The following is a 13,367-nucleotide window of genomic DNA, read 5'->3' as shown; positions in this document are numbered from 1 at the left end:
TTTATCCGCCGGGCTTCTTCAGCATTTTCCTGACTTCGCCCAGATGCATTTCTTCCTGCGCGATCAGCCTGCGGGCATATTCCTCAAGCAGGACATGGTGGCCTGCGACCAGGTCGAGCAAGGTATTGTAGGCCGACAGCGCCAGCATCTCATGGTCGAGCGACTCGCGCAGGATGTCGCCGACGTCATGCCTGTGGGTTTCGAGCAGCGGTCCGATGCCGAGCGAGGGGTGCGCGTCCAGCAGGGTGATCAGTTCGCCCGCTTCGTTTGCATGCCGCAGCGATTCGGCCGCCTGATCCCGCATCCAGCCGACGATCGGTATGCGCCCGAAGCCGACCACCATCAATGCATAGTGGGTATAGCGTACCACGCCGGCCAGTTCGGTTTCCAGAATCTTGTTCAGCACCGTGACGACTTCGTCTTTATCGAATCCGTTATGAGTCATGTTTGCCTCCAAAAGCCATATGAGGGAAGCTTAACTATATCGGTTTTGGCGGAATTTTGCGACTTCGGCGCGTCAGCTACGGCCGGCAATCGCCGATCCGAGTTGCCGAACCGGTAAGTGGGGTTCCGCCGGCGTTGACTTGCGCGCCGGTCGTGTTATAAAACCGGAATTTTGTACGACAGGACGCCCGATGACCGACTCACGCTGTTATGTGCTCGCTGTGCAATTGAACGATCCGGCTCACTTTCTCGCGGTGTTCGGGGCGGCGGTCGTAGAAGTCGCGCATGCCGATTTGACTCGCGGCGTCGAGGAATTCTGCGGACGGTTGTTGAGCCGTTATCGGCGCTGCGGCGAGGTTGCCTCTCCCGAGTTCGGCCGCTGGTACTGTCTATTCGCCGAGAAAGCGTCGCTGATGCGGACGGACATGGAGGAGCAGCGGCCGGTATTGCGGGAAATCGGCGCGGTGATGATGCACGAACTGCTGATCGGCTGTTTCGGCCAGGCCACCGGCAGCCGCCAGGGATTCAATCTGGTCATTGCCGAGACCGATGCGGTGGATCCCGAATCGATCGAAAGCGCCGTGAATCAGGCATTGAGCGAGGAAACCGGCGCCAGCCTGATGCGGGCCGACGTCTCCGAAGATTATTTACGGCAACTGGTCAACGGCGGCGGACTGCTGAGTTATTTCCAGCCGATCGTCGAACTGCAGAACGGAACCACGGTCGGCTACGAGGCGCTCACGCGCGGGCCGGTCGATTCGGCCGTGCATCTGGCCGACGGCTTGTTCGGCGCGGCCCGGTATCACCGGTTGACCGACGTGCTGGAGCTGGCCTGCCTGCGACGGGCGATAGAGTGGCTGAAGGCGATCCCCGAACCGTTATGGATCTCGGTAAACCTGGGACCGGCGCTGCTGATATCGCCTGAATTCGGCCAGTTCGTCCGCGACCCCAAGATCGCGCCTTTGCTGCCGCGCGTGGTGTTCGAGCTCACCGAGCATGTGCCGGTCGCTTCGGTGGCGGGGCTTCATGATGCGGTCAGCGGCTTGCTGCCCTCGGGTCTGCGCCTCTCGCTCGACGATACCGGCTGCGGTTTCTTCGATTTGACTACGGTCGAGACGATGCGCCCGGAAATCGTGAAGCTCTGCATCACGGTGGTCAGCCGCATCGGCTGCAGCGCCGAAGTGGATAGCGGGATGCAGAGAACCATTCATGCCGTCAAACGACTGGGTGCCTTGATCCTGGGCGAGGGCGTGGAGAACGTCCATCAGGCCGAAGTCCTGAAACGCAGCGGCGCGGCGTATGCGCAAGGCCATTACTTCGGGCGTCCGAAGCCTGCGATCGAACTTTTTCCTTTGTAGCCTCAAACCTTGATGATTGCATGATTCCTCCTTCTGATGCGATGCCCTTCCTGTACCCTTTTTCCCTGTTGAATTATCTTCCCATGATCGCGATATTTCAAAGCCAATCAGAACTTCATCCAACTGCAGGCCGCCTGGAATGAAACCGAGGAACACGAGGAACAGGTTTCTGCGGCGCGCCGAACATACAACGCCTCGGTGATGAGCTATAACAATGCCTGCGAACAGTTTCCGACGAATCTTCCGGCCGGCATGATGAATGATTCCCTGAAGGCCTATATCGAGATTCCCGAAGAAAGGCAAAATATCGACGCCAGGGAATTGTTCGCAAGCTGAGCCCGATCCGCCTTTCCCGTAAAAATGCCCGATGCCTATGAATTCGGCCGAAGATTTTATCAAGCGTTACCGCGATAACCTGGCGCCGGTATTGCGCGATCTGGAGCCGGGACGTAAAGCGCTGCTGGCGCTGTTCTGGACCGGCGTCGTGTTTTTGCTGGCGAGTGCGCCCGGCTTCGTGTTGCTGTTCAGGACCGGCCAACCCGTTTATTTAGTGGCGGCGGCGCCGTTTGCGGTTGCCGCGCTTTATCAGTTTTATCGTTTCAGCGAAAAGAAAAAAGACTATACGGCCGAATTCAAGAATGGCGTGATTCGCGAACTGGTTGCATTGATCGACCCGCATCTCGATTATTATCCGCACCGCCATATCGGCGAAGACGATTACCGGGAATCCGATATTTTCAGAAGCCGGATCGATCGTTTCGAAGGAGACGATCTGGTCGAAGGGGGGCTCGGCGCGACCCGCCTGCGTTTCTCCGAACTTTGGCATCAGGAAAAACATGAAACGACCGATTCGAAAGGACGGCGGCAGACGCGCTGGGAGACCGTTTTTAAAGGCATTTTCTTCATTGCCGATTTCAACAAGCACTTTCTGGGCAAAACTTATGTGGTGCCCGATGCCAGAGAAAACATTTTAGGGATCGGCAGACTCTTCGAAAAATGGAGTTTCGGGCACGGCGAGCTCGTCGCACTGGAAAATCCGGAATTCGAAAAGCTGTTTACCGTGTACGGCACCGATCAGGTCGAGGCCCGCTACATTCTGTCGCCGTCGCTGATGGAACGGCTGGTCAACTTCAGGAACAAGGCCGGCACTCGGGTCCATATTGCCTTCATCCATTCGAAATTGTTCCTGGCGCTGTCGATCAATAAAAACCTGTTCGAGCCGAAGATTTTTTCGAGCGGCGCGCAGTCGGGGTATTTGCGGGAATATTTCCGCTATCTAGCGCTGGTCGCGGGGATCGTGGACGACCTGAACCTGAATCTGAGGATTTGGGGGAAGGTTTAGGAGTTGTTTGTTGTAGAGCGGATTAGACGCGCATTTTATTCGGACTCTCAGCTCTGAAGGCTTTTACCGCGCGTCGTAATCCGCCGTATGAAATCGCGCTTGGACATGGCGGATTACGACGCGCGTAGAGCTCTCCACATACCGGAGAGTTTACCGAATGGCGCGTCTAATCCGCCCTACAGCTATTACATTCCCAGGCCGGAGTATGGGAACGATTTCTAGAGCATTTTCATATCGCGTATAAGGGCGCACTACCGTTAAGTCAAGCCGTCATCTCGGCAGGGATTCATGCCAGGCTTTCCTGCCTGGCCCCCTTCGGGTCAATGCAAATCTGTTCCAGACAGATTTGTGCCGAGATCCAGACTGCAGGGATGCATTAAAGCTTGCCATCCCTGGCTTCTGGATTCGGCAACCGCTCCCTGCGTTGCTCTATCTCCTGCATCCATGCAGTCGTCCGGTAATCCCTGCCGGAATGACGAGTTTCCCCCTCACTTTGCGGCATGGCTTATGACCGTACACCCAAAACGAAAATGCTCTAGTGGGTGGAGGAGCGATCAAACCGCGTTGCGGATCCGCTCCATCGCTTTTTCCAGATTCGCCATGCTGGTCGCGATCGAAATCCGGATGTGGCCAGGCGTGCCGAAGGCGGAACCCGGCACCAGCGCGACGCCGGCCTTCTCGATCAGGTATTCCGAAAACGCCAAGTCGTCGTCGATGCCGTCCAGGCGAGCCAACAGTTTCTCGATGTTCGGAAACACGTAGAAAGTCCCGTCGGTTTCGATGCAGTCGATGCCGTCGATCTTGTTGAATTCGGCCACCACATAATCGTGGCGTTTCTTGAATTCGACGCACATGTCGTTGATGAAGCTTTGGTCGCCGGTCAGCGCCGCTTCGGCGGCGACCTGCGAAATCGAGGTCGGGTTCGAGGTGCTTTGCGACTGCACAGTGGTCATTGCCTCGATCAGGTCGGCGGGGCCCGCCGCATAGCCGATGCGCCAGCCGGTCATCGAGTAGGCCTTCGAGACGCCGTTCATCACCACGGTACGGTCGTACAGATCCGGATGCGCGTTCAGGATGTTCACGAACGTGCCTTGCTTCCAGAGGATATGTTCGTACATGTCGTCGGTTGCGATGATGATGTTCGGATAGTCTTTCAGCACGTCGCCGAGCGCTTTCAGTTCGTCGAGCGTATAGGCGATCCCGGACGGATTCGACGGGCTGTTGATGAAGATCAACCGGGTTTTCGGGGTAATCGCCTTGCGCAATTGTTCGGGAGTAATCTTGAAGCGCTGCGCCTGGGTCGTTTCGATGATCACCGGCACGCCGTCCGCGAGCAGCACCATGTCCGGATACGACACCCAGAACGGGGCAGGGATGATCACTTCGTCGCCCGGGTTCAACAGCGCCTGCGTCAGGTTGAACGAACTCTGTTTGCCGCCGCAGGACACCAGAACCTGCTTCGGCTGATAGTCGAGCCCGTTGTCCTTTTTGAACTTTTCGATGATCGCTTTCTTCAAACTCGCGATGCCGTCCACAGCGGTGTATTTGGTGAAACCTTTCGCCAGGGCTTCTACCGCGGCCGCCTTGATGTGTTCGGGCGTATCGAAATCGGGTTCGCCCGCGCCGAGGCCGACGATGTCCTTGCCGGCTGCACGCATTTGCGCGGCCCGGGCGGTAATCGCCAGGGTGGGGGAAGGTTTGACTGCCTGCACTCTATGGGATAGTTTGATGCTCATGTTCCGCCGTGTAAAATCAATGTCAATAATTGCCGCAAATTATACTCTATTGGTCTGGTAAAATGCAGATACCGATTGCAAACGCGATAGTCTCGTCGAAATCCCATGAATACTGAGCCGTTCTCCCACGCGCCCGATTCGAACCTCGAGTCGGCCGTTCTCTCCGTTCTGACCGGTCGAAAAGAGATGCAGTTGGTCATTTTATTCGGTTCGCTGGCATCCGGTAAGGCGCGCGCGGACAGCGATCTCGATTTGGCGCTGGACGCGGGGCGTCCCTTGGATGCGGAAACAAAAATGCAGCTGATCGGGGATCTGTCCGCGGCCATCGGTCGGCCTGTCGACCTGATCGACCTTCGGATGGTGGGCGAACCTTTGTTGGGGCAGATTCTCCGGCATGGCAAACGGCTCTTCGGAAGCAACACTTGTTACGCCGATTTGATCCGCAAGCATCTTTTCGAACAGGCGGATTTTTTGCCTTACCGCAACCGGATACTCGCCGAGAGAAGAAAGGCTTGGATCGGGAAATAATCAAGTGAAAAAAGAATTTAAAATCCACAGTCGCTTCCAGCCGGCCGGCGACCAGCCGAGCGCGATCACGCAACTGACCGAAGGTTTGAACGACGGCGAACTGCATCAGACCCTGCTCGGCGTGACCGGTTCGGGGAAGACCTTCACGATCGCGAATGTAATCCAGCAAGCCCAGCGCCCGGCCATGGTGATGGCGCCGAACAAAACGCTGGCCGCACAGCTCTACGGCGAGTTCAAGGAGTTCTTCCCGGAAAACAGCGTCGAATATTTCGTTTCGTATTACGACTATTACCAGCCGGAAGCCTATGTGCCGGCGTCCGATACCTATATCGACAAGGATGCTTCGCTGAACGAGCACATCGAACAGATGCGGCTGTCCGCGACGAAAGCTTTAATCGAGCGCGAGGATACGATCGTCGTTGCGACCGTGTCGGCGATCTACGGGTTGGGCGAGCCGGAGTCGTATTTCAAGATGGTATTGCACCTGGTCAAGGGCGACATGATCGACCAGCGCGCGCTCATCCGCCGCTTGACCGAGATGCAGTACACCCGCAACGATGTCGACCTCCGGCGCGCAACCTACCGGGTGCGCGGCGACGTGATCGACATCTATCCGGCCGAATCGGACTCGGAAGCGCTCCGGGTCGAACTGTTCGACGACGAAGTCGAGCGCCTGTCGCTGTTCGATCCGTTGACCGGCGAAATTCTGCGCCAGGTCGCGCGTTATACGGTGTATCCGAAGAATCACTACGTGACCCCGCGCGAACAGTTGCTGGAGGCGGTCGAGAAAATCAAGGTCGAATTGAAACAGCGTCTGGAACAACTGCGCGCGCTGAACAAGCTGGTCGAGGCGCAGCGTCTGGAGCAGCGCACGCTGTTCGATATCGAGATGATCATGGAGATGGGCTATTGCTCCGGGATCGAAAACTATTCCCGCCATCTGTCCGGCCGCGGCCCCGGCGAACCGCCGCCGACAATGTTCGATTACCTGCCCGCAAACGGGATCATCGTGATCGACGAAAGCCACGTGACGATTCCGCAGATCGGTGCGATGTACAAGGGCGACCGCTCGCGTAAGGAAACGCTGGTCGAATACGGCTTCCGGCTACCGTCCGCGCTCGACAACCGGCCGCTGACCTTCGACGAGTTCGAGCAGAAATCGCCGCAGCGTATTTATGTCTCGGCGACGCCGGGCCCATACGAAAAGGCGCATTCGGGCGTATTCGTCGATCAGGTGGTCCGGCCGACCGGCCTGCTCGATCCCGAGGTCGAGGTACGGCCGGCGACGACGCAGGTGGACGACCTGTTGTCCGAAATCAACAAGCGGATCGATCTCCAGGAACGAGTGCTGGTCACCACCTTGACGAAACGGATGGCGGAAGACCTGACCGAATACCTGACCGACCATGGCATCCGCGTGCGTTATCTGCACTCCGATGTCGAAACGGTTGAGCGCGTCGAAATCATCCGCGACTTACGCCTCGGCCAGTTCGACGTGCTGGTCGGCATCAACCTGCTGCGCGAAGGGCTGGATATTCCGGAAGTGTCGCTGGTCGCGATTCTCGACGCGGACAAGGAAGGTTTTCTGCGTTCGACCGTATCGCTGGTGCAGACGATCGGCCGCGTCGCCCGCAATGTGCACGGCAGGGCGATTCTGTATGCCGACCGGATCACCAAATCGATGCAGCAGGCGATGGAGGAAACCGAGCGCCGGCGCGAAAAGCAGCACCGCTTCAACGAGGTGCACAACATTACACCGGCGACCGTGTACAAGTCGGTCACCGATATTCTGCAGACCGCGATTCCCGGTGCGGGGCTTGCGATCCCCGGCAATCAGAAACGTGTTGCCGAACCGGCCGCGCCTTATAAACCGCTGACCCAAAAACAGCTGGCGAAGAAGATCAAACAGCTTGAGGAAGCGATGTACCAGCATGCGAAGGATCTGGAGTTCGAACAGGCGGCGAAAATCCGGGACGAGCTCAAGCTGTTGCAGGAGCAGGTGCTGGTCTAGCAGGCTGCGGCCTTTTATCCGGCAGTTTGCCCGTGCCGCGTTTATGCCGTGTGTGCTGCGTCGCTACCGAAGCAGCGTAGGATGTGTTGAACGAAGTGAAGCGCATCAAATGCCTACAGAACCTTGAGAACGACCATCGAAACATCGTCAGCAAAGGAACTGCTCTCGGCAAAGGTTTGCAACTCTTTTGCGATCGTATTGATGATCTCCTGCGGCTTTTTGGCTCCCTGAGTCGAGAAAATCCGGGTCAGGCGTTCGGTGCCGAAAAACTCCCCCCGCGGATTCTGCGCTTCGGTAATGCCGTCGGTATAGAGCAGCACCAGATCGCCCGGATTCAATAGGATGCTTTTTTCTTCGAACTGGATTTCCTTGGTGACTCCGAAGATGATTCCTTCGGCATCCAGCTCGCAACAGACCGTTTTGCCGGCCGGCAACAGCAGCGGCCGGTTATGGCCGGCGTTCGCGTAGCTCAGCTTCCGGGTGGCCGGATTGTATTTCATGTAGAACATCGTGATGAAAAGCTCGGCCTTGCTGAGATCTTCGTAAAGAAGCGCGTTCAGGATGCGCAGGATGTCGCCGGTTCCGGCGTCTTTTTCGAGCATCCCCGATTCGGGATGCACATGCAGGGTACGCAGGGCTTCCGCTTTTAAGGTGCTGCGCGTTTCGGCCATGATCAGCGCGGCGCCCATCGAATGTCCCGAGACGTCCGCGATCACGATGTCGATCGCGTCCTGGCCGTAGAAATAGTCGAAATAGTCCCCGCCTACATGCGTCGCCGGCAGGCAGTAGCCCGCGATGACCACCCCTTCGACGTGCAGCGGCGCGTCGGGCAACAGCGAGAGCTGAATCTGTTTGGCGAGTTCCAGTTCATGGCGTTCTTCCTCTGCCCGCCGCAATTGCGTTACGTCGGTCTGCACGCCGATCCAATGCGTCAGGTTGCCCCGGCTGTCGTATACCGGCGAGATGAACAGTTCGTTCCAGAAGCACGTGCCGTTCTTGCGGTAGTTTTTCAAGGTGGTCAGGCAGGGCTTGCCTTCCCGCAGCGCCTCGCGTATCGTCTCGATCGCTTCCGGAGCGGTCTCCGGGCCTTGTAAAATCCGCGGATTCTGCCCGATCAGTTCTTGCTGACTGTAACCGGTCATCTGCGAGAACGCGGGATTGGCGTAGATGATCGGATGACCTTTACGCTTCGCGTCGGTAATGATGATTCCCGCGCTGGAGGCCTCGATCGCGCGGTCGCGCAGCAGCAGCCGCTCTTCATAGCGTTTGCGCTCGTCGATTTCGGCCTGCAGGTTGCTGTTGGCCTCGGCCAGTTCGGCGGTGCGCTGTTGAACCCGTTGTTCCAGTTCGTCATGCGCTTTCTGCAGCGCCGTTTCGGCGCGCTTGCGTTCGTCGATTTCGGTTTCCAGCCGTTGGTTGAGCTGGCGCAGTTCGTTGTTGGCTTCCCGGTAGCCGCGATGCGTCATCTCGAACGGCGCGAGGCTTTCCGCCCAGAATTCCGCCGCCATTTCGACCGTGCGCAGGATCTTGGCAGGGCTCGACAGGCGCTGCAGGACCGATTCGAGCGCTTCACGAAAAATCGTTTCCATGTCCAGCACGCCCAGGTCGGATTCGACGGCCCGGCGGCCGATCTCATAGGCGCGCTCGAGGCGGGCCTCGCCGCCTTCGGCCAGATAGGCACGCAATTCTTCCGTGTAAATTTGGATGATTTCGTTAACCCTGTCTATCATGGCATTGAGTCCCGGTATCGAATGACGAGGACCACCGCATCGTCGGTCGTTTTACCGAAACGGGTCAGGATGCGATCGGCGATGTCTTGCACCGGCTGGTGGCGCAACAGCGGGTCGGCGGCGGGAAAATACTTCCCGTAGCCGCTGTTGATGCCGTCCGTCGTGAAAATCAGCAGATCGCCGGCAGTCAAGGAAAGCTGATAGGCGCGCAGCGGCGGCAGTTGATAACCGACCACGCCGCCGCGGGTCGACAGCGTTTCCCGGCTGGGCGGCGTGCCGAAAATGCGCAGCAGCCGAGCGTCGACATTGCCCACGCCCAGCCAGGTCATCACCCCGTGCGCCCTGATCGATGCCAGGCTCATCGCCGCGCCTCGCGTGCCCTTGAGGGCCGCGTGGCAGCGCCCTACCAGCGCAACCGGCTCTTCCCCGGCATGCCGTTCCAGGGTGTCCGCCGCAAGCCCTGCGGCGGCCTGCGCGGCTTCGCCGTGGCCCAGGCCGTCGATCGCGGCGGCCAGTACGCCGTCCGCAAAAGGCTTGACCAACGCCTGATCGCCGGATACGCGTTCTCCCGGCAGAGTCCGTGCGGCAATGCCGTGTTCGATCAACGTACCCATTTGGTCGCCTTTATAGTTGTGCCTTGCCCTTCGGCGGAGGTGATCTCGAACTCGTCCATCAGGCGTTTGGCTCCCGGCAGTCCCAACCCCAGTCCTTTTCCGGTCGAGTAGCCGTCTTGCATCGCCCGTTCGATGTCGGCGATGCCGGGCCCATGGTCGCGGGCGACGATCGTAATGCCAAGTTGTCTGCCTTGCCGGATCTGGCTCAACACGATTTCTCCCTGCCGGGCATATTCGACGATGTTGCGCGCGAGTTCGGACAGCGCGGTCGCGATCAAGGTCAGGTCCGAGCCCGAAAATCCCAGCTCCCTGGCCAGCAGGCGCGCCTGCTGGCGTACCAGCACGATATCGGCATCGCAGCGGATTGCGATCCGGATTACGTCAGTCACGGCACATCCCTTCCTGGCAGCGGCGGTTCAGGATAGCGAGCGCTTCTTCCAGATCCAGGGCGGTTCGCACGCCGGACAGGCGCGCGTCCAGTCCCAGCTGCACCATCGCAAACGCGATTTCGGGCCGAATGCCGACGATGACCGTTTCGGCGCCGCGCAGGCTGACGGCCTGGGCGATGTTGCGCAGGGTGCGCGTGGCGAAGGAATCCATCACGTCGAGCAGGGTGACGTCCAGAATCAAGCCGCGCGAGCGGAACCGGCCCACCTGTTCCACCAGGATGTCCTGCAACTGCAGCAAGTCCGTATCGGACTGTTCGGGCTGCAGGGAGGCGATCAGGTAATGGCCTTGCTTCAGGATCGGCGTACTCATGGATGCGCTTGATCGGAACGGGGCTTATCGCTTGCGGGAACCAGCCGGTAACCCAGCAAACGTTCGGCCTCTTCCAGGCCGCTCTGCAGGTCAACCGTGGTTTTGACCTGGCTCAGGTCCACCCCGATCGCGACCAGCGCCTGCGCGATTTGCGGAGACAGGCCGGTCAGGATCACGGCCGCTCCCATCAGCCGGGCCGCGCTGACCGTCTGCAGGAGATGGTTGGCGACCCTGGAATCCACGAGCGGCACGCCGGTAATATCGACGATCGCGACCTTGGCGCGGGTCGCGCCGATGCTTTCGAGCAATTGCTCGGTCAACTGGTGGGCGCGATACGATTCGAGCACCCCGACGACCGGCAGTATCAGCAGCCGTTCGCGGACCCGCAGCACCGGCGTCGGCAGCTCGCGCATCGCTTCCTGCTGTTTGCCGATCAGTTGTTCGCGGCGGTTGATGTAGGTATCGATCGCCAGTCCCATATCCAGGAAAACCACCTTCAACAGCGAGAGAAAGGCACGAAGCGCTTTTCCCTGCTCGTCTTCATGAGCTTCGAAAAGGCGGTGCGCGACATTCCTCAAGTAAAAGCTGTACATGCCCAGATACGCTTTCATGGGCAGGCCGATGCGTTCGTGCACCGCGCCGATTTTGAGGCGGTCTTCGATATAGTCCTTGTCGTAACCCCCCTGTGTGAGCCTTGCGAAATACCGCTTCTGAGCGCGCTTGACCCGTTCCAGCACTTGCGGGTCTTGAAAGAAGACCCGGGTTTCCTCGAAAGCGAGGAGATGCTTGTAAAAATCTTCGATGACCGGGTCCGCATACGCCTGGGCAGCCGGGTCGATGCTCAGCAGTTCTTTTTCGTCTGCCTCGCCTAATTCCAGGAATGCCCGGCGATTGGCGATTTCCCGGTCGGTAATGCCTATTTCCTCCATGAGCGACTTTTCTGAATCCTGATTCGTATATTCAGCCATCGGGTATTCCTCCTGCTCTGGATGCCGGCCGTCGCCGGCATGAGGTCATGGTGGGACAGGTCGTCAATAGTGGATCCTCTTCTCGATTTTTACCGCCTTATTCCCTGTTCGTCGAGCAAAGACTCGGGCGCGGGGCCGCCGCATTTCAGAAGCTTATTTAAATATAGATCACGGCCCTTCGGAATTGTTCGATTTGTCCGTTGACGCTCCGGTTCAGTTGTTCTGCGGCAGAGGGAGCCGCTACAATGGGTACGGAAGCTCCGGCAGGCTTCCTCGTTGGTATTCCGTTGCCTTTGTTTTGGAAAATACGGTGAGTTTCCGCATCCAAATAAACTATGAGATTGATCATCGCATTGGGCGGCAATGCGCTTTTGCGCCGCCACGAAAGACTAACACCCGAAAACCAGCGCCGCAACATTAAAATGGCGGCGGAGGCGCTGGCGCCGCTGGCGCATGGGCATGAGCTGGTGGTCACGCACGGCAACGGCCCGCAGGTCGGCCTGCTGGCGCTGCAAAGCGCCGCCTATGCGCCGGATGAAAGCTACCCGTTGGATATTCTCGATGCCGAGACGGAAGGCATGATCGGCTATCTGATCGAGCAGGAATTGATCAACGTATTGCCGACGGGCCGCCTTTGCGCCACGCTGCTGACCCAGATCGAGGTCGATCCGGACGACCCGGCCTTTCAGGCGCCTTCCAAGCCGATCGGCCCGGTTTACACGGAGGCCGCGGCCGAACGGCTCGCGCAGGAGCGAGGCTGGCGCATTGCGCCGGACGGCACGCATTACCGGCGCGTCGTGGCCTCGCCCTTGCCGCGGAAAATTCTGCAGATCGACGTGATCAGGCTGCTGCTCGGCCGCGGCGTCGTCGTGATCTGCGCCGGCGGCGGAGGCATTCCGGTCGTGCGCGGCGGGCAGGGTCGGTTGGAAGGCATCGAAGCGGTAATCGATAAGGACCGGGCCAGCGCGCTGCTCGCCCGCGAGCTTGGCGCCGACGCGCTGATGATGCTGACCGACGTCGATGCGGTATACCGGGATTGGGGAAAGCCTAAGGCGCGGGCGCTGCGCGCCGTCTCGCCCGATGCGGTCCGCCAGATGGCGTTCGCGCCCGGTTCGATGGCGCCGAAGATCGCGGCGGCCTGCGAATTTGCGGAAACCGGCGGCACGGCCTTTATCGGGAGGTTGCAGGATGCGGCCGCGATTCTGGCCGGCACCGCCGGCACGCGCATTTCCTTGGAGATCGAAGGTATCGGCGAGTGGGATTGAAATTTCGCGGCAATAAAGCCTTGAATTTTCGGGTTAGGATTTCATTCGCAGGATATGAAATGGCAAATAAGCTGTCATTCAACATGTAGGCGCGATGAGCTTGCGTAATCGCACATTTCGAAGCCGAAGTCTTTAGTCCCGGTTATTAAATTTTTTTAAAACGAAATAGATCGCGGCCAGTCCGAACAATATTACCGCCATTCCCAAGAGCAGCTCTGTGTGAGCCTCCTTAAAATCCAGCGTGATCAGTTTGTTGCCCAGAGCGATGATGGCGACTTCAATCACGAAGGACGGATTTATCGAGCCTTGCACCAAATAGCTTTTTATGGATTTCAAAAGCTCCAGCCCGACCACGATGACCAGAAAAAGAGCAAAGGATTCAAAGAGGGTGTTCACATCGACTAGAAACCGAGGCGCTGTGATAATTTTGGTGATAAGCACCCTTCCTAACTCAACAGTACCCAGGATGACGGAGAGGAGCAGCAGAATAACCAGGATGAAGACCACACCCCTTTCGATTCTCTCGATTAAACTCAACATACGATCACTCCGGAAATTTCTTACCTTCCACAGCCTCTTAGGTTTCACCGTCTCCTCGTTGAATTAAAGGCT

General features: G+C 58.4%; 13 protein-coding genes and 1 pseudogene. 6 read left to right on the top strand and 8 right to left on the bottom strand.

Annotated elements, in window-relative coordinates; all coding sequences use genetic code 11:
* Position 1: 1 nt before the first annotated feature.
* Positions 2-445 carry a ferritin-like domain-containing protein gene (locus CC94_RS0100805; protein WP_005373121.1) on the bottom strand — a complete coding sequence of 148 codons (444 nt, stop codon included), beginning with the start codon at positions 443-445 and terminating at the stop codon, positions 2-4.
* 190 nt (positions 446-635) lie between these two features.
* On the opposite strand from CC94_RS0100805, the gene CC94_RS0100800 reads away from it, so the two are divergent.
* The 3 genes and pseudogenes from CC94_RS0100800 (at position 636) to CC94_RS0100790 (ending at position 3,144) form a co-directional block, all read left to right on the top strand.
* Positions 636-1,802, top strand: a complete 1,167-nt coding sequence (locus CC94_RS0100800; RefSeq protein ID WP_031429500.1) for an EAL domain-containing protein — start codon at positions 636-638, stop codon at positions 1,800-1,802.
* Positions 1,803-1,910: 108 nt separating this feature from the next.
* A pseudogene (locus tag CC94_RS0100795) lies at positions 1,911-2,138 on the top strand (LemA family protein); the annotation flags it as partial.
* Positions 2,139-2,169: 31 nt separating this feature from the next.
* Complete coding sequence (locus CC94_RS0100790; RefSeq protein WP_245549374.1) at positions 2,170-3,144, top strand: DUF3137 domain-containing protein; 975 nt, start codon at positions 2,170-2,172, stop codon at positions 3,142-3,144.
* 554 nt (positions 3,145-3,698) lie between these two features.
* Here the strand turns inward: CC94_RS0100790 and CC94_RS0100785 are convergent.
* Positions 3,699-4,880: a pyridoxal phosphate-dependent aminotransferase gene (locus CC94_RS0100785; RefSeq protein ID WP_005373118.1), complete on the bottom strand. Its 1,182-nt coding sequence runs from the start codon at positions 4,878-4,880 to the stop codon at positions 3,699-3,701.
* Between the two features lie 105 nt (positions 4,881-4,985).
* Here CC94_RS0100785 and mntA point away from each other — a divergent pair, with 105 nt between their 5' ends.
* Together mntA and uvrB are read left to right on the top strand one after the other, a co-directional pair.
* Complete coding sequence (gene mntA / locus CC94_RS0100780; RefSeq protein WP_005373117.1) at positions 4,986-5,408, top strand: type VII toxin-antitoxin system MntA family adenylyltransferase antitoxin; 423 nt, start codon at positions 4,986-4,988, stop codon at positions 5,406-5,408.
* Between the two features lie 4 nt (positions 5,409-5,412).
* Positions 5,413-7,419: an excinuclease ABC subunit UvrB gene (gene uvrB / locus CC94_RS0100775; RefSeq protein ID WP_005373116.1), complete on the top strand. Its 2,007-nt coding sequence runs from the start codon at positions 5,413-5,415 to the stop codon at positions 7,417-7,419.
* 113 nt (positions 7,420-7,532) lie between these two features.
* Here the strand turns inward: uvrB and CC94_RS0100770 are convergent, their stop codons facing one another.
* The 5 genes from CC94_RS0100770 to CC94_RS0100750 are packed head-to-tail and all read right to left on the bottom strand — an operon-like array spanning position 7,533 to position 11,490.
* Entirely contained in the window at positions 7,533-9,149 is a 1,617-nt protein-coding gene (locus CC94_RS0100770) for a SpoIIE family protein phosphatase (RefSeq protein ID WP_031429498.1), read from the bottom strand.
* On the bottom strand, positions 9,146-9,763 hold the full coding sequence (locus tag CC94_RS0100765; protein ID WP_005373114.1) for a SpoIIE family protein phosphatase: 618 nt from the start codon (positions 9,761-9,763) through the stop codon (positions 9,146-9,148). Before CC94_RS0100765 ends, CC94_RS0100770 begins: the two co-directional genes overlap by 4 nt.
* Complete coding sequence (locus tag CC94_RS0100760; RefSeq protein ID WP_005373113.1) at positions 9,751-10,152, bottom strand: anti-sigma regulatory factor; 402 nt, start codon at positions 10,150-10,152, stop codon at positions 9,751-9,753. The genes CC94_RS0100765 and CC94_RS0100760 overlap by 13 nt, the downstream gene beginning before the upstream one ends.
* A complete protein-coding gene (locus CC94_RS0100755; protein ID WP_005373112.1) occupies positions 10,145-10,522 on the bottom strand; it encodes an STAS domain-containing protein in 378 nt (125 codons plus the stop codon). The genes CC94_RS0100760 and CC94_RS0100755 overlap by 8 nt, the downstream gene beginning before the upstream one ends.
* Positions 10,519-11,490, bottom strand: a complete 972-nt coding sequence (locus CC94_RS0100750) for a protoglobin domain-containing protein (RefSeq protein WP_005373111.1) — start codon at positions 11,488-11,490, stop codon at positions 10,519-10,521. The genes CC94_RS0100755 and CC94_RS0100750 overlap by 4 nt, the downstream gene beginning before the upstream one ends.
* Positions 11,491-11,825: 335 nt before the next feature.
* Between CC94_RS0100750 and arcC the strand changes: the two genes are divergently transcribed.
* Positions 11,826-12,755 carry a carbamate kinase gene (gene arcC / locus CC94_RS0100745; protein WP_005373110.1) on the top strand — a complete coding sequence of 310 codons (930 nt, stop codon included), beginning with the start codon at positions 11,826-11,828 and terminating at the stop codon, positions 12,753-12,755.
* Positions 12,756-12,887: 132 nt separating this feature from the next.
* Here the strand turns inward: arcC and CC94_RS0100740 are convergent, their stop codons facing one another.
* Positions 12,888-13,295 (bottom strand): phosphate-starvation-inducible PsiE family protein, encoded by a 408-nt coding sequence (locus tag CC94_RS0100740; RefSeq protein ID WP_005373109.1) that lies wholly within the window; start codon positions 13,293-13,295, stop codon positions 12,888-12,890.
* Positions 13,296-13,367: the final 72 nt, after the last annotated feature.

The sequence above is a fragment of the Methylomicrobium agile genome (assembly GCF_000733855.1).
In the GTDB taxonomy this organism is placed as follows: Bacteria; Pseudomonadota; Gammaproteobacteria; order Methylococcales; family Methylomonadaceae; genus Methylomicrobium; species Methylomicrobium agile.
Note: the sequence above shows the minus strand (reverse complement) of the source record. Positions and strands in the feature narration are given on the sequence as shown.

Coding starts and splice junctions, on each gene's coding strand:
- CC94_RS0100805 (WP_005373121.1), bottom strand. CDS start 445: ATGACTCATAACGGATTCGATAAAGACGAAGTCGTCACGGTGCTGAAC.
- CC94_RS0100800 (WP_031429500.1), top strand. CDS start 636: ATGACCGACTCACGCTGTTATGTGCTCGCTGTGCAATTGAACGATCCG.
- CC94_RS0100790 (WP_245549374.1), top strand. CDS start 2,170: ATGCCTATGAATTCGGCCGAAGATTTTATCAAGCGTTACCGCGATAAC.
- CC94_RS0100785 (WP_005373118.1), bottom strand. CDS start 4,880: ATGAGCATCAAACTATCCCATAGAGTGCAGGCAGTCAAACCTTCCCCC.
- mntA (WP_005373117.1), top strand. CDS start 4,986: ATGAATACTGAGCCGTTCTCCCACGCGCCCGATTCGAACCTCGAGTCG.
- CC94_RS0100770 (WP_031429498.1), bottom strand. CDS start 9,149: ATGATAGACAGGGTTAACGAAATCATCCAAATTTACACGGAAGAATTG.
- CC94_RS0100765 (WP_005373114.1), bottom strand. CDS start 9,763: ATGGGTACGTTGATCGAACACGGCATTGCCGCACGGACTCTGCCGGGA.
- CC94_RS0100755 (WP_005373112.1), bottom strand. CDS start 10,522: ATGAGTACGCCGATCCTGAAGCAAGGCCATTACCTGATCGCCTCCCTG.
- CC94_RS0100750 (WP_005373111.1), bottom strand. CDS start 11,490: ATGGCTGAATATACGAATCAGGATTCAGAAAAGTCGCTCATGGAGGAA.
- arcC (WP_005373110.1), top strand. CDS start 11,826: ATGAGATTGATCATCGCATTGGGCGGCAATGCGCTTTTGCGCCGCCAC.
- CC94_RS0100740 (WP_005373109.1), bottom strand. CDS start 13,295: ATGTTGAGTTTAATCGAGAGAATCGAAAGGGGTGTGGTCTTCATCCTG.